The organism is Vibrio sp. J383, from assembly GCF_023503985.1.
Taxonomy (GTDB): Bacteria; Pseudomonadota; Gammaproteobacteria; order Enterobacterales; family Vibrionaceae; genus Vibrio; species Vibrio splendidus.
In genome coordinates this window covers 1,838,612-1,854,557 of the sequence record NZ_CP097293.1, presented here as the reverse complement: position 1 = coordinate 1,854,557, position 15,946 = coordinate 1,838,612, and the positions used below count along the sequence as shown (strand labels likewise).

Genomic DNA, 15,946 nt, shown 5'->3' with positions numbered 1-15,946 from the left:
AAAAGCCAAAACACTCCTGCGTATCGGCACCCAAACGAGGCTCTTGTTTATGGGTGAACCTTTATCTCGATAAATTCGGCCAGCTATTCACTCCAAGAAAAAGTTAACTATGAAAAACAAAAACACGTTATGGCGGTTTGTCGCCATACTATACAGCCCCATGTCAGCCGCGCTTTGCTTAAGCAATGGAGTTCAGGATACCCAATCACTAGACACAATAAACAATGATCGTGCCTCTTTATGGTCTCGAAATGAGCTTTATTTGGAACCACAGTTTGGTACTGCGTTAGGCGAACTTGAACACGATGTGCACACGCAATCTTTCACATCAGCATGGCCACAAACAGAAAAAGCGTTGGCTAACGTCCCACAAACATTCGAAAGCTCGTTGAGCCAAGAAAGCCTAATCAATCGGTTGGGTCAGGCCGGTTCTTCTACTTTGGAAGTCTTAGGGCCAATCGGAGATGCTGTTGCGGTGGGCTTTTGGGTCGACAACATGGTCCAAACATTTTCTGAGGAATCCTCTACTCGACTCGACAAAGCGGCTTCTATTTTTTCTCTCATTCCTCTAGTTGGTGATGAGCTAAACCTATTATCGAATGACATTAAGTACTTCGCAGCCAAAGAAAAAATCACCGAATTTGAAAGCCAATCGCACTACGTGTTTACCAACCACTCATCAAAATTTTCTCGTTTCCATCATTCAAAACAAGATGCCATCGAACTCATCAATAAATACGACGATCATGTCAAGCTCACTGCCTCTATGTATATAGATAACCTGCTTCTTGAAGCAGACACTGAGTATCGCCGGTTAGCTTCAGCGTATGACAGGCAGTTATCTAAACAAATGGCACGAATTGATTTAGAACTGTTGAAGTCAATCGGGCATGTTTCCCCTAATTCAAATCTACACCAGCCGCTATGCCAAAATGCTCAAGACTCTTTAACAGAGCTCGAACGCTGTATTCGCATTGAAGGACCAGCACGCATCGATGATCTAATTAATAAACTGAACGCAGATGACTATAACGAGCTCGCTTTGAATATACATAGCAAGAAAAGAGAACTTGTTGAAATTGCTTTACGCCGACTATCAACACATAGAGAGAACACAATTAAACGGCTCATAGAAAGGTCAAAGCCTCACGTGGTATCGATCATTACACACAGCAAAATCAACCGAAGTATATTGGAATTTCAAGTAAGACAAAGTGGATTGAGAGAGTATGCGAAAGAAATGTGGGATATCGATTACCTGAGCGAGGAACAACTCAGTACAGCAACTGTAGAAGTCCGCCCCGCAAGAACTTGCTGGGGTGTTCCTTCCATTGCCCCAGGCGGTATTCAAGCTTCTCTAGATGCATGTAAAGACTCTGGTCCATTGTACGATACTTACCACCCTAAAAAGGACCCTGAACTGTCCAGAGTATTAACAAAAAGAGTAGAGTTTAATGTCGATTATTATACAGCGTCGAGGGTGACCTCGGGATGGCCTGCTGGCTTATTTAGAGAGCAACTAATGAATACAGCTGATGCCTACATATCCGGCCAGCTCTCTAATCAGGTGTTTGAGCAGCAATTATCCTTGCTAACTGACATCGAGATTCTTAGCTACCAAACGTCTTTAGTGGATTATCTAGAAAGCAAAGGAATCGACGGTTCAAACCCCGACAATCGTACAAACTGGTATCAGCTTAGCCGTTGGTATGAACTGCTGCTAACAGAGCGACCAAGCGGTGGAGTGTTAAGTCAAATCAAACAATACGAAATTTTTAGACATTTCATTCAACCTCAATTTGAGCTCGCTATATCGATGTCTTATCTTCGTTCACTGAACTATTCAGTGCCCTATCCGAGCGTTTATGCTGCAGGAGACCTTAGATTTTATGCTCCCCAAATGGCCGATATACTCGATGAAGTGATGTCGCAGCCAAGCACTAACTTTGATCAAAATTTTCAAAGCGCTATTGAAAGCATCATTGAAAAGGCAATGAAGACGACGAATGCCAACCAACTTCAATATTTATTAGGCGATCTTTCGCTCTATCTACAAATCGCGCAACATCAGCAGTCAGAAGTCAATGTATCGCCTAACAGTCAACATCAACTGTTCAACAGCACGCTTTCCCCTCTGCACCTGAGCTACCTTTCCGATGAGCATCAAGATGAACTGGAACAACAAGTAGGCTATGTATCTTCACATGCCCTCTGGGCCCAACTCGCGAATATAAAAATAGCGTTGAGCCAAGGAGATCTCGAGTCTGCAATTGGGCAGCTTGGGTTAATCATTAAACAAGAAGAACTGACCATGCTTCCACATATCAACCATCTGCTCCTCAAAGAACTCGAAGATTGGATTGAATCACAAATCGCATTAGAGAAATAAGTCAATGAAAAATAAGATTATATTAACTCTTTCAGTGCTTTTTTTGCTTGTTGACCCAATGAATGTATATGCAGGAAAAGGCTCAGAATTCGGCCTATTTTATGACGCTCCGGATGGCGTAAAAGTGATTGCGGGGTACAACTCAGACACCCACGGTAAACTTTATCGCATGTCTAGAAACCTCTACGTACAAACAAAGAGTGACGCATACCTTGCAGATATAAGCGTGTTAGTCCGCAAGCTACAGCTATCACAAACTGGACGAGAAATTTTACGACAAATCGCTACCTACGTTCCGGTCAATGCGCCTCACGACGGTGTTGAACCATTAATTGAACATACAATAGGGATCGACCACTCTAATGCTGCGGTTGTCACTGTGATAAAAGAACCAGAAAGGCCAGGAAGACTCTTTGAGACGATACCCTCTATATTTGAAGATCAACAAAAGGCTTCGCTAGCTTGGCAGCGACAGTTTAATGGTAAGGGGGTCTCGAATACGGTTTACTTCTCCACCACGGAGATGGTCAATATTCCAGGAACAGAGACACCGTTTGATCAAACTGTCGCATTAGGACATGAGCTCATACACGCGAGAGACTTCTCTTCTGGTGCCGTCCCTCAAGGCAATGCGCCTCTGTCTCACCGACACCCAGACACCAATAAAGCGACAGAGTATGTGATTCCAAATTATGAATATCAGACCACAGGAATTACTCACTACAACAATGCTGAACACGGTCGAGATCCCGTTACGGAAATCAGTAGTGCCAGGCAGGCAGTCATCAACCTTCGTGAAGAGATGTACTTCCAATGGAAAGCGCTAGGACAAGAAAAACCTAAAGCGTATTTAAAAAATGAAAAGATCGTGAGTGAATTTCATTTAGCTGACGATTTGGGAAAAGCAAAAAGAAATACTTATTGGCCGAAAGAACACTACGACTACAAGCCATATACGCTTGAAACAAGACCATCCGCAACACCTCAGCATGCACCGAACTGGGATACTGTAGAAGGAAAAATGGCACATGTCGAAGTTAGACAAGCACTAAAGAAATCGTTAAGTGAAGGTAACAAACCTGCGATTGTTATCGTTGATGCTACCGAACAACGCTTATCTCAAAGCTTGCAAAATTCACCAGCGCTGACACGCAGAGGACTCGGAAACCAAAGTTCAATTCTGAAATACGCTGCTCAAAACGATATTAAAGTGGTCAATATTTATAGCAAGCAGAATGAGACCCCACTTAGCTGCTTAAAGAAACGTAAAAAGAGCCTTCTTTATCGTTCAATTTCAGGCAAACGAGCAGGCTCAGAGCAAGGTTACAGTGATGTTCAATACAGCAAAGACAATGAAAGCACATTAGTCTCAGCGCTTGAAGAAAATGATGAAGTTTTGGTCATGGCCTACTCCGATGGAAAAGTGACAACTAATGTAATCGATAGCCTATCTGAAAGCATGGATAAACAAGTGGTTGTATCCAGATACGCTAACTTAGATTACCAACCTTCAAACCTCAGTGCGGCAGAAAGTACCGCCTGGAAAGCACTTAGTAACAAAGAGAATGTAAAAATGTTAGGTGGAGGTAACCGCTCTCGCTTCAATATATGTAGCATCCAATAAACAGCATTGTCGAACTCGAAGCACCTTATATCGCTGCTCCTTTCTGTGGCCAAGCACAGCAACAAGTAGCGGGTTTATGACAAATAAACCCACTACTTGACTTAAAAATGAAATCACAACGAAACAAAAGTTTGAGTTAATGGGGCCGGTTATACACTGGGATTCCATCAGGAGGATCTATGAAACACTGCCCATCTTGTTCAACTGAACTGGTCGCAAGAGACGATGTACAAATTTGCCCACGCAATGAAATCGGCGACTGCTATTTTGATGGCTATGAGCAATATCAGCTCGAATATCATCAACTTAAAAACAGCCAACAAGACTCAACTTTCGACATCGCAGACATTGTTGCCGATTAGCTGGCCAAAGCCTTAGTAGGTAACCTACCTACTTAGCTACTTACCAGTAAAGCGGTCGTAAGTGAGGCACCGGCAATGAATTATTTCTCAAATATAGAGACAAGACCGGTTCAGATGAGCCCGCAAATAATTCTATGCAGTTGCCAACATTGAAAAAGCCCCGATGTAAGACACATCGGGGCTTTTAATACTTCTTCACGCCACAAGTAATTGACGAATTAGATAGTGGTTTAGTCGAGGACTACCACATTAGATCATCTGGGATCACGAAGTCTTTGTACGGGTCATCTTCGTCAACTTCATCAGAGCTTGAAGCTTGAGTATCAACGATAGATTCTTCGTCGCGCATCGCGATCTTGTTCGCTACCGCAGTAGGGATAACAACATAGCTTTCGCCTTGACGCGCGATACTTAGGATACCTTTACTTAGTTGCTTTTGAGTCAGGTCTTCTACGTAAAGATATTTAACTAGCGTACCATCGGTGAAGTTGTATTTGATCTCACCATTCTTCTGTTCGATCTTGTTCATCTCAATCAGTTGCTTCACTTGAGCTTTAATTTCTTTGCTCAACTGTTGTTCTTTCAACTGTTGGTTTAACTCTTTGTCTTTCGCTTGCTGCGCCAGTTTAGTTTCTTCTGCTGCCGCTTTTGCTTCACGAGACTGAACGCGAGACTTTTTAGAGCCCTTCTTCGCCTTCTTTAATTTTTTCTCATTTACCAAGCCAGCTTTAAGCATTTGCTCTTGGAGTGTTAACTTTGCCATGACTTTCCCAGTTCAGGATTAAAAACGACACTATCATACCTGTTTTTGAGGAATCTGTTTACTGAACAATGGTAAAATTTATGCTGATAGAGCAAGGCCGCTAGCGTTATCCCTTATCGTGATTCACAGCATCCATTTCTGGTTATTTACCGACCTATGATTTCCACAAAAACACACCACTAGTGACTTACCCTCAAATCCAAATCGTTCCTCTATTTGTTAGCGTGCGCGCGTATCACTTATCATTCCGACAAAGCAATATGTTAATTATCAATGAGTAATCGAATTTATAAAACCATGGCATATATCTAATATTTGGATAATTCTGATAGAGTTATAACTCCAATGTCATAACTCTTTACTACGTTATTCTTTAAACCAATCAGTAAGGATAACGTGAAAATGAAAACTCAATGGACTTGCCTGAGTGCATTACTTGCATCAGCTTCATTCATTTCAACCTCGGCTATTGCAGATACCGATGTGTACCTGACCAACAACACCAACCAAGTGATGACGATTCAAACCAATCATACTGGTACCGACCTACTTCAGTTCGGTGATGAGTGGCAGCAACATGTTGAACAAATTGGCCCGTGGGAAACCAAAAAGCTGATCAGTTTCAACCGCTGGACAGGTGTGAAGTCCGGTAAGACATACGAGTTTGACACAGTAGTCTCAAATTCTATTGGGGAGAGCGTCACACTTAATCAAACCATGGAAGGACATTGGTACAACTCAACAATGCAACACGGTTTGAGCGCAGCAGACGTCAACCTAACTTTGCATGACGATCGTAATATTCATCGCAGCACAACCGATGCATTCGGGGTCAATGCAGAGCTAGCCCTCAAAGCCGATTCTACGGCGCGCTACGATGATATTTATTACACCATCACCCCACCCAAAGTAGATGAGCAACCAGAGCCGGATGCCAATACACTCAAAGTCATGACCTATAACATCTGGGCGCTGCCTGCCATCGCTTCGCATATTGGTGACCGCTACGATCTTCTCCCTCAATATATAAAAGGCTACGACGTGTTGGCACTACAAGAGGTGTTTGCTAACGGCAGAGATGAGTTCTTGCGTGAACTTGCAAAAGAGTACCCGTACCAAACCAAAATGCTAGATAAAGATGGGATTAACATATACGACGGTGGCGTGGTCATTGTGAGCCGCTACCCTATTGTCAACGAAGCGCAATACGTGTTCCCTGATTGTACAGGCACAGATTGTTTCGCTGATAAGGGCGTGAATTATGCCGAGGTTATCAAGAATGGTCAGGCTTACCATGTTTTCGGCACCCACACGGCATCATTCGATACAGACACGGCACGTGACTACCGACAACGTCAATTTAAACAGATGCGTCAGCTTGCTCAATCACTGGAAATACCAACTTCAGAGACGGTTATTTACAGCGGTGACTTCAACGTGAACAAGCTGAAGTTCCCAGACGACTACCAACAAATGTTCGCTAACCTGCAGGCTGATGAACCAACATACTCTGGTTACACCGCTTCTACCTTTGACCCACGCATCAACAACTTTGCAGGCGAACCTATGTCTGGCGGGGAAAACGTCGAATACTTGGATTACGTAGTGGTGAGTTCGGAGTACGCACAAAAAACTCACAACAATAACCGCGTTGATGTTCCTCGCTCAACCAGCAGTGAGTTATGGAAGCACTACAACCTTTCAGACCACTTCCCTGTTAGCGCCGTGATCAAGTAACTCGGTGAACCAATAATGCATCGAGTTATATTAATCCTAATGCTCGTCGCGGTGACGAGCATTGTTGGCTACTCATGGTCATCAAAATCGATTGAAACACCGCTATCTTCTGCTCAACACACAGAAGCTAAGCCGCGTGTTTCTACGACAACTGATGACGATAATTTCACACCAACTGCAACCCCCAGTTCGGGAAATTCAGCATCGCAGAGCAATCAAGCCCAAGCTGGAGCACTGGACGGTAAAATTCTTGCTGAAAACTTGAGTGAATTCGAAGGTAAGGCTTTATTCGATGAACTCGATGGGTTCTGGAAGCTTTGTCAACAACGCGATGACTGCGCAGAGCAACTCGCACGATTGAAATCAGAATTGCCGAGCATATGGTTTGAGTTACTGAGCGACTATCCGCAGCTATCAGTCGACTGGCAATTAGCCCAAAGTACCATCCCACTTGAATCCATAGAGACTCTTGAAGATCGTGTTGCCTTATTCAAGCAGTCTGCACAGCAAATATGGGGCGAGTTGGCCTACCAGCTATTCGCAGACCAGTTTGCGCATCTGGATTTTACGCTCGACGCCAACACCCTTGAAGAGAACGAAGCGAGCCAGTTTTTGGCCAATTATCAAGATTTGCTTAGTGAATGGCAAAACAATACGGACACGTTAAACGCCGAAACACAGCTTCAAAAATATGAATTGGCAGTCTCTTTGATACCCAGCAGCTATAGCCCTGCTGAGATAGTATCAGTCAAAGCCGACCTTCAAGAGACCTACTTAGATGAAATGCAGGCCAGCAACATTACCGCAAGAGAACAGCAAGTCGCGCAACAGCAACAAACCGTGATGAGTTATCACGAGCAACTGGATCAGCTCAACGCGACCTTAGACTCTCAGCGCTCATCAAGTTATGCCACTTGGTCTCAGCACGATTGGGACAGTTACTATCAGCAGCAAGTCACCAATTTCAGAGAACAATTTTTTAGCAAGTAACGCTTTAACTTAAACCGTCACGAAACTGCGCGGGCGTTTTATTGAGCCAACCTTTAAACGCCCTTCTGAAATTTGCCGGGTCGCTATAACCGAGCCTTTCACCGATGTCATCGATACTCATGGTTGTGCCGAGTAACAGCTCTTTGGCCAGTTCCACTCGAACTTCGGTAAGCAATATTTGATAACTGGAATCATGGGTCACTAGCTCTCGCCTGAGCGTACGAGAGCTACAACCAAACTCATCCGCGAGTTGTTCAATATTCGGGAAACTGCCTGCGGTTTGATAAAAGATCGTTTTGATCTGGTTAGTCAGCAGATGCTCAGAGTCCAGCGTTTCCACTATCGACTGGCAAGACGCGAGATAGCGCTTCAGGGTCGCGGCATCATGAGTCAATAAGGTTTGTGATAAAACGGAGACATCAAAACGCAGTTCACAATAGTTTTGCTCAAAAATCACCGGGCACTGGAAGCGGTTGTCATAAAGCTTAGTGTAATTGGAACGAGCATAAGGCAATGCCAAAGTGTAGATATCCAACTCATGACCAGTCAGTTCTTTGAACAAAGAGACGATTGAACTCAAGAAATATTCACTGCAGAAAGGCAGGAGTTCACCCACTTCCAAAGTGTTCTCTATCCGAATCACCGCTTGCTCGGAATCTAGAAGTAATTTAACCGAGAAGATAGGCCCATTCAGGCGCAAATACTTGAAGCCCGACTTGATGGCCTCCCCGACATTTTGACTGGTTGATAGCGCATAACCCAACACACCAAAGTGGCTCAAGCTAGCGTGTTCTCCCAACCAAAGCCCCAAGCCATCGTGAGGAAAACTCTGATTAGCCGCGCTAAATAACGCAAGCTTGTCAGCGTAAGTCAGCTTTCCATTCGGGTCTCGCCAATCCATGTTCGGCAAACCCACATCATTGAGCAGCCTTTCAATATCGATACCTCGTTGCTCTAACGTATTCAACAGCAGCGCGATATCTAATGTACCCAACTGATGCCGATGTCCGGTCGGCTTATACTCCGCGATAATCTCCAATCGTCTCTCCTTATATCGAGCCCATTCCCATAAACATGACTACTCAGCTTCAACAACACTACTGACAAAATCGTGATTGGCAACGCGCTCTTGTCCGAATATGACCTCCCAATTCTACGCTACTCATCGCACAATGGCTTTAATTGTTAAATTAATGTGAACCATCGCAATGATAAAAACGAACCCAGCCCCACACAGTTTGATTGATTCTAATGGTCAGCCGATCATTGGACATTTCGATGGCATCCCCAAGCACCTGAACATCGAGAGCTTTGACTACCGAAACTCGATGGATTCAAAAGCAGCTCCTTGGCAGAAGCACTTCCACTACAAGCAATTTCAGTTTGTCAGCATCGTCACCGACACGCACATTATTGGTGTCGCTATCGCGGATATTCGCTACTTGGGCTCGGCATTTTGTTATCTGTACGATATTGAAAACAACCATCTAGAAGAGTCATCTTGGTTGAGGCCATTAGGGTTTGATAAACAAGTTACCGCTTCGCCATTTGACGGCACGACAAACATTGCAGGCCAAAGCATCACCTTTAATATTGAAGGCGGGCAATGGCAAGTTCGATTGAATACCAAACTCATCAAGGCCGATATCGCTTTAGAGCCTGAAGCCGACAGCTTGCCCTTAGCGATGTGCAGCCCAACGGGTTATTCAGGTTGGACTTACACCCAAAAGCACAATGCTTTGCGCATCAGCGGTGAAATCCAAATCAAAGGGGAATCACTCGTTCTCGAACAAGCTCGTGCCGGTTATGACTTTTCAGCGGGCTACATGAGACGTGAAACCAGCTGGCGCTGGGCAAGCATCAACACGCAATCCAATGGCACAGATATTGGCCTAAACCTCGCGGCGGGCGTGAATGAAACCGGAGGCTGCGAAAACGTGTTATGGGTCAATGGAACCAGACACTTGCTTAACCCGGTACAGTTTACGTTCAGTCGCCAAGACACGAACTTGCCTTGGCAGATAACATCACAAGATGGACGTATAAACCTGACCTATACGCCCTTAAATAACCGCAGCGAAAAGCTCAATTTATGGCTGTTAAAGAGTAACTTTCGTCAGTTCATTGGTCACTTTTCTGGCTCGATTGAAGACAACAATGGAGTGACACATCGACTCGATGGTGTTCTTGGCCTAACAGAAGATCACTTTGCTCGCTGGTAACGTAATTCTGCTGATTGAATCTCAGGCGAGCAAGTCTAAGTAAACTTGATACTAAGAACGCGTATGGCGTCTCAACAAGGATAAAACATGAATATCGACGCATTAATCAATCACCCAGAATGGCTACTGCTGGTATTAGCGCCCTTATTCGTGGTGTGCATGTTGGCTGAGTATTTTATCGGTCAGAAGCAAGGTCGACTGCCAGATAACTCCAGCTATAAACTTTCAGAAGTGATGTGTAACTTCACGCTGGCGGGAATGCATCAACTCTCCGATTTGCTCACCGGGTTATTGGTCGTTCAGTTGTATCTCTGGATGTTTGGTTGGCGTTTAATGGACATTGAAATGGGCGTGCTGAGTTTTGTTGTATTGATGGTGTTACAAGACTTTTGCTATTACTGGTTCCATAGAGCAAGCCATCGTGTTCGCTGGATGTGGGCCGCGCACGTCGCGCACCACAGTTCAGAACAGATGAACTTCAGTACGGCTTTCCGTCAGAGTTTGATGTACCCATTCGCAGGCATGTGGCTATTTTGGGTACCGCTCGTCATCATAGGTTTTGACCCTAAATGGGTCATCTTTGTAGTGCTTCTGAATCTAGGTTTGCAGTTCTTCGTCCATACACAATGGATACGAAGCTTGGGGCCACTTGAATACATCTTTAACACCCCATCACACCACCGTGTGCATCACGGCAAAAACCCGCAATACATAGATAAGAACTACGCCGGTGTTTTGATCATTTGGGATAAGTTGTTTGGTACGTTCGAACCTGAAGTTGAAACCGTACATTACGGCGTCACCAAACCTGTAAACAGTTTTAACCCGATAGTGGTCACCTTTCAAGAATGGAAGGCCATATTCAAAGATTTGAAGAACCGAGAGCTAACCATGAAACAAAAAGTGCGATTGATACTGTCGCCTCCTTCAGACTAATCAAAACGATCGGATTTAGTACACCTTATGAAAATCAATGAGGTTGAATGTGAGGTCGCTTACCCAGAAATCGCCGTCCAAGTCGGCACCTTGCACGTATCGCTTGTCTCCCATTTCTAAAGTCACAATGTATTTGCCCGCGATGAGCCCCTCTACCATGTAAAAGCCATCGCTCTCAATCTCGCTCGAATACTCGGTGCCTTTCTGGATATGTTTAAAGTGCAGATAAGCACTGTTTTCTAGATCGCCTTCCACTGTGCCATCGACGCCAAATGACACCACCATTTCGATGTGAGCATGAGTTAGCCCGACTTGCTTAGTGTTTACAAACACAGGGTTTTGAATCGGCGTGAGGTTAAGGTCGAGCGCCCCTTCATCAATATAGATAGGTAGATTATCTCGAGCCGGAACACTTGAGAATTCAAATAGGCCCTTTGCATCACTGACCGCTCGTTGGTCCAAGATTTGTAGGCTTACTCCTGGTATGGGTTGTCTGTGGTGATCGTAGACAACGCCCGTCAGCTTAGAATGGTTGTATCGATTCCACTCAACAAACTCACCAATACTTTCGTCAAAGTAAGTTTTAGCACCGAATTCGGTCGTCATCTCGACACCGTATCGGTCTTCGGTTCCTTCCAATTTAAAGAGCAAATAAGGATTAACTCGAGCTTCTAAGGAAGCCGTAAACGAAACCTCCTGCTTTTGATAGCGAGCCGATACGTTGGTCGTGAGCTCTTGAAAAACCTCCAACGGATCTAACAGGCACTCTTTGCACGCATTTCTCAGAGACAGCTCCGTTCGTTCATGATGACCAGAGCCATCAACAGTTCCAGAAATATTCCACGACGTATCCGAAAACCCGCTTTTGACCAAGCCAATAGTGTGTAGATAGTCTTCTTGATGAGAAGCTTTGATGTATCGATAGTCACCGGCGTATGAGACAAACAGATTACGAGCCACTTTCGAGTTCAACTTGGGTTCAACGCTCAACTCATCTTCATCATCCCTTACCGTCAAAAAGGCCGTTAGATTGGCAAGCGACAGGTTGTATTTGAACACATCGTACTCCATCGACTCTAAGTCCAATTCATCGGTTTTATTGAGCTCTATCGATGCCGACTGATCACCATTGATCAAAATATCAAACTCCATTGGAAAGCGATTGAACTCAGGTAACCAACCGATATGACCCGCGAACCAATGCGCCGGTAAGTATCGTCCTTGAACACCAATCAAGTCTTTGCCATTTTGCCTCATAAAGGCACTACCCACGGTGAAGTAATCGGCAAGCCCATATTCGAGCGACACAGCGCCAGCTCGGTCTGCACCTTCATTGCCCACCACTTGCACGCCCCACTCATTACTTGGCAGAAATGCATCTTCTAAACCGGCGACGGTGATCTCTTCTTCCTGCCAGACACCTTTCGATAAGTAGTAGCGAAACTTGATGGTGTCACCGGGGGAGATGTTGTCTTCTTCAACCACGAAACGTCCAAACTCATCAGAGCGATAAGTGGTTTGATAAATGCCATTGACCAAAACATCGATGCTGATGTTTGGTTGAGTGGTTCGTTCAAGTTGAAGGTTGCCGAACTCTGTCTGTCGCTTTCGGTTGGTGTAATAGAGCCCATCTTCGAGGGTTTGATTCACGGTAAAGACGCTGCCATCTAATAACACATGGCCGACTTCCAAAGAGCCTTCACCGTCATGAGCTTCAACCGCAATGTTGTAATAAACGATAGGGTTATCTTCTCGCGAATCAATCGACAAGCGAGACAAGGAGTGCTCAGTGCTTAATATGGTGTCTGAGATTGCGTAAACATCACCGCCAGTTTCACTGTCGTGATAAACCGAAGTCGCTAACCGAGTCGCTAAACCCACAGCGGCAACAGGTTCGAAAGCTGGCGTGTTTTCAGCTCGCTTGAGATCCTCGGCCTTCTTACGTGATTCATTTTTCATCTTAGAAATAGCGGCTTCCAGTTCAGTCAATGAACTGAATTCTGGAGTAACGGTGAGCCGATAATCATCAATATCCCAACGCACTTTTGCCGGGATACAAGCTTGTAAGCTGTACCAATGAATGAAAGTTTCTGAATCTATGACTTGATATTTGATCAACTGGATATTGTCGTCATCTCGATAGCAGATGGCTTGTTCGGTATCTAGAATATACGGAGGAGATTCTCTTCCCACATCTTGAGGCAAATACAGTTCGCAATATCCGCTTTCATCACACTGACCATTCATTTCGAGCAGATAAAAAGCGGCATTGGATATCGAAATGAAGGGTTCTTCGTAGTCATCCATCATGACACGATAAAAGCTATCCCCCACTTTCCCGACTCGAACTTCAACATGGGCTGGATAGAGTTCACTCGCCTTACTTTCTGCTTTAGATTGCGAATACGCACCAAAAGGAAACAGTGAAGCGAACAACAAAAGTCGCCAAACCATGCAATTGAACACTGGCTTTTACAGAGTTCGCTTCAATGAAACGAGCACTACAGAACACATTCGTACAGAAGCTGTTCGTTCTGAACCAGTGAGATCTTTGAGCCTTTTGGGAAAAGCTTAGTTAATTCAGCATTACGAAGTAGAACCACTTTTTCGCTATGCTCATCAACATTCAATTTCGCAGTAAATTGAAAGTTAGCGTCGTTGCGAATCTTGATGCTTTGGTGGTCACACGCAAACTTAACATCTTGTATCTGCTCACCTTTTTGGACATAAACAGGCACATAACTGTTGATATGAAAGTTCAGTTGAAAAGCTGAACCATCACTGTTGGTTTTGCTAGAAGACAACGCAATGTCTGATAGCTCTGCAGCTTTTGCTATTGGGGAAAACCACAAGTAAGCACGATATTCACCATCAGCCATGTCAGCAGGTAAAGCATTCATACGTAAGCGAACCGTGCGTCTTTGATTGGGTTTAAGTTCACGAATTATTGGTGGTGACACTTTAATCCAACTCGCGATATCTTCTGATTGCGCGATATTAGCGTCAGTTCGAACTAAGCCATTCGCCTTTACCGGGCGATAAATCGGTTTTATCTCCAAGCGAATCGGTTGATCTGAATTGTTTTCGACGACGATTTTTTCAGTCACCGAAGTGTCGGCATCCAGCACAAAACGAGTCGGTGCGATGAGTAACTGAGCATAGGCTTGTGTTGTGAATATTAAGCCGAGAACACATGAGATAAACAACTTCATTTATAATTAACCTCAAAAGGGATTGTACTGGTGTAAAGGCCTGCTGGATGGTTAGCGCCGATTTTCACTTTGGCACCAATACACAATAATTTGCTTCTTCCATTCCCTTTGATTTTGGCTCTACCACGCTTTGATAAGCCACAACCAAAATAGAACTTTCTAATACGCAGGCGTTTGGATTTACGAGAATGGTTTAGATATTGCTTGGAAGGGAGAGAAACCACGATTTTTTTACCAGGCTCACCTTCAACATAAAAACGAACCACATAAACCTGACTATTGGATGGGTTTGAATCCGCATTCTGGCCCGACCCAGAGATATACATACCCGGAAATTTCACTTCCATATTCTCAGGAATAATTTCTAGCGCATGAAAAGGGCTGGAGTAAATCATCAGACCAATATAAATCGCGTATTTGAATAGAACACTCATAGTAAAAGCGGCTGCTTTATAGCAGCCACAATATTACACTGGTTTCATTTAATTACTGGTAAGTAACATCTACTGCAACGTTAGCAGTATATGTACCAGCAACTAATGTCGCACTTGAAGTACGTGCAGTACCACCAATATTAAGAGCCGCAGTACCACCGGTAAGAGTAATAGCGTTATTAAAGTCGAATTCAGCTGCAATCGTATTTACGCCGTTAACCAAGTTAGTATCAGAAATACTTACTGTTACTGCATCACCAGATTCCCCAGAAAGAGTAAATGCCGCAGCTCCAGCATCACCTTGAGCGATAACAACGTCCGTTGTGTTGTCTGAAGTGATGATACCGAAGTCAAGATCACTTGTTTTTGTCATTGTAATTGCTTGTTTTACTTCTAGTGTTGCATCAAAAGTGTCACTCACAGCGAAAACGTTCGCTGAAGAGATAGAAAGTGCAGATACAGCAACAACCTTAAAGACTTTGTTCATTTCTTTAATCCTTTATATAAAATCGGCTTTATTATTAGGGTTACCTAATAGTCAATCAAAGTTAACAATTAGGTAACAACAATCCTATTCAGAAAATATATACATTGACACTTATTTATAAAGAAATGAGGCGCAGTGAGAATAAGATCACGCAAATTGATATAAATAACACTAACAATAATAATGGTATTGAATCATTTTTACCAGTTATATATAAAACTGGTTTTACACTTAATTCCTTTATTTTTGTACGTAATTATTTCTATAAAAAGACCTTAATTAAAGTAACCCTAAAATAAAGAACAAGAATAAGTGACAAGAATAAACCCTTATTATATTCAGGTTAATTACTATATAGATCACCATGTTGCAATTCAGTCTCAGAAGTGAAACATACTGACAATTAAAATAAATTGTAATAAAAATGAAATATTAGAGTTTTCTTTATATCCAATTCAAACACGGATTATAGAAGTATTAAAAATGAGACAAACATAACACTCCAGTAAAATTAACCACGACAATCATAAATACCGAAAAATTAATTAAACCTAAGAGGATTGTATTGCGAAAAACACCTTGATTGGACAGAGCCAAGACAGGCAAGTGAAGCAGTTTAAACATCTGTGCTACGGATTAGACATCTGCGCTGCAGTTTAGATACAAGCACAGCGGACTAGCTACAGGTACAGCAGATTAACCACCAGTCAAAAAACAACGAGGTGTTTCTAATCACACGGCTTTAGAGTAAAAGACAAACAAACTCATTCGCGGTAAACCTGAAACCCGA

13 protein-coding genes are annotated in these 15,946 nt (G+C 43.6%); 7 read left to right on the top strand and 6 right to left on the bottom strand.

Annotated features, from left to right (window positions below; genetic code table 11):
• Positions 1 to 109 precede the first annotated feature (109 nt).
• The 3 genes from M4S28_RS08350 (at position 110) to M4S28_RS08340 (ending at position 4,375) form a co-directional block, all read left to right on the top strand.
• Entirely contained in the window at positions 110 to 2,389 is a 2,280-nt protein-coding gene (locus M4S28_RS08350; protein WP_249631554.1) for a hypothetical protein, read from the top strand.
• 4 nt (positions 2,390 to 2,393) lie between these two features.
• The gene (locus M4S28_RS08345) at positions 2,394 to 4,013 is read left to right on the top strand and encodes a M91 family zinc metallopeptidase (RefSeq protein WP_249631553.1); all 1,620 of its coding nucleotides are present in this window, start codon (positions 2,394 to 2,396) and stop codon (positions 4,011 to 4,013) included.
• 179 nt (positions 4,014 to 4,192) lie between these two features.
• A complete protein-coding gene (locus M4S28_RS08340; protein WP_076679233.1) occupies positions 4,193 to 4,375 on the top strand; it encodes a hypothetical protein in 183 nt (60 codons plus the stop codon).
• A gap of 241 nt (positions 4,376 to 4,616) precedes the next feature.
• Here M4S28_RS08340 and M4S28_RS08335 read toward each other — a convergent pair whose 3' ends face one another.
• Positions 4,617 to 5,138, bottom strand: coding sequence for a DUF2058 domain-containing protein (locus M4S28_RS08335; RefSeq protein WP_004734880.1), 522 nt, complete (start codon positions 5,136 to 5,138; stop codon positions 4,617 to 4,619).
• Positions 5,139 to 5,540: 402 nt separating this feature from the next.
• On the opposite strand from M4S28_RS08335, the gene M4S28_RS08330 reads away from it, so the two are divergent.
• Positions 5,541 to 6,875, top strand: a complete 1,335-nt coding sequence (locus tag M4S28_RS08330) for a sphingomyelin phosphodiesterase (RefSeq protein ID WP_249631552.1) — start codon at positions 5,541 to 5,543, stop codon at positions 6,873 to 6,875.
• Between the two features lie 39 nt (positions 6,876 to 6,914).
• The gene (locus tag M4S28_RS08325; RefSeq protein WP_249632718.1) at positions 6,915 to 7,865 is read left to right on the top strand and encodes a chromosome partitioning protein ParA; all 951 of its coding nucleotides are present in this window, start codon (positions 6,915 to 6,917) and stop codon (positions 7,863 to 7,865) included.
• Between the two features lie 4 nt (positions 7,866 to 7,869).
• Here the strand turns inward: M4S28_RS08325 and M4S28_RS08320 are convergent, their stop codons facing one another.
• Positions 7,870 to 8,904 carry an AraC family transcriptional regulator gene (locus tag M4S28_RS08320; protein WP_249631551.1) on the bottom strand — a complete coding sequence of 345 codons (1,035 nt, stop codon included), beginning with the start codon at positions 8,902 to 8,904 and terminating at the stop codon, positions 7,870 to 7,872.
• A 169-nt stretch (positions 8,905 to 9,073) separates the two neighbouring features.
• Between M4S28_RS08320 and M4S28_RS08315 the strand changes: the two genes are divergently transcribed.
• The gene (locus M4S28_RS08315) at positions 9,074 to 10,087 is read left to right on the top strand and encodes a DUF2804 domain-containing protein (protein ID WP_249631550.1); all 1,014 of its coding nucleotides are present in this window, start codon (positions 9,074 to 9,076) and stop codon (positions 10,085 to 10,087) included.
• 87 nt (positions 10,088 to 10,174) lie between these two features.
• On the top strand, positions 10,175 to 11,023 hold the full coding sequence (locus tag M4S28_RS08310) for a sterol desaturase family protein (RefSeq protein ID WP_249631549.1): 849 nt from the start codon (positions 10,175 to 10,177) through the stop codon (positions 11,021 to 11,023).
• A 15-nt stretch (positions 11,024 to 11,038) separates the two neighbouring features.
• Here the strand turns inward: M4S28_RS08310 and M4S28_RS08305 are convergent, their stop codons facing one another.
• The 4 genes from M4S28_RS08305 to M4S28_RS08290 are packed head-to-tail and all read right to left on the bottom strand — an operon-like array spanning position 11,039 to position 15,156.
• On the bottom strand, positions 11,039 to 13,477 hold the full coding sequence (locus tag M4S28_RS08305; RefSeq protein WP_249631548.1) for a carboxypeptidase-like regulatory domain-containing protein: 2,439 nt from the start codon (positions 13,475 to 13,477) through the stop codon (positions 11,039 to 11,041).
• Positions 13,478 to 13,524: 47 nt separating this feature from the next.
• Positions 13,525 to 14,235 carry a fimbrial biogenesis chaperone gene (locus tag M4S28_RS08300; protein WP_249631547.1) on the bottom strand — a complete coding sequence of 237 codons (711 nt, stop codon included), beginning with the start codon at positions 14,233 to 14,235 and terminating at the stop codon, positions 13,525 to 13,527.
• A complete protein-coding gene (locus tag M4S28_RS08295) occupies positions 14,232 to 14,669 on the bottom strand; it encodes a DUF4402 domain-containing protein (protein WP_004734872.1) in 438 nt (145 codons plus the stop codon). Before M4S28_RS08295 ends, M4S28_RS08300 begins: the two co-directional genes overlap by 4 nt.
• Positions 14,670 to 14,721: 52 nt before the next feature.
• Positions 14,722 to 15,156, bottom strand: coding sequence for a DUF4402 domain-containing protein (locus M4S28_RS08290; protein ID WP_004734871.1), 435 nt, complete (start codon positions 15,154 to 15,156; stop codon positions 14,722 to 14,724).
• Between the last annotated feature and the right edge of the window lie 790 nt (positions 15,157 to 15,946).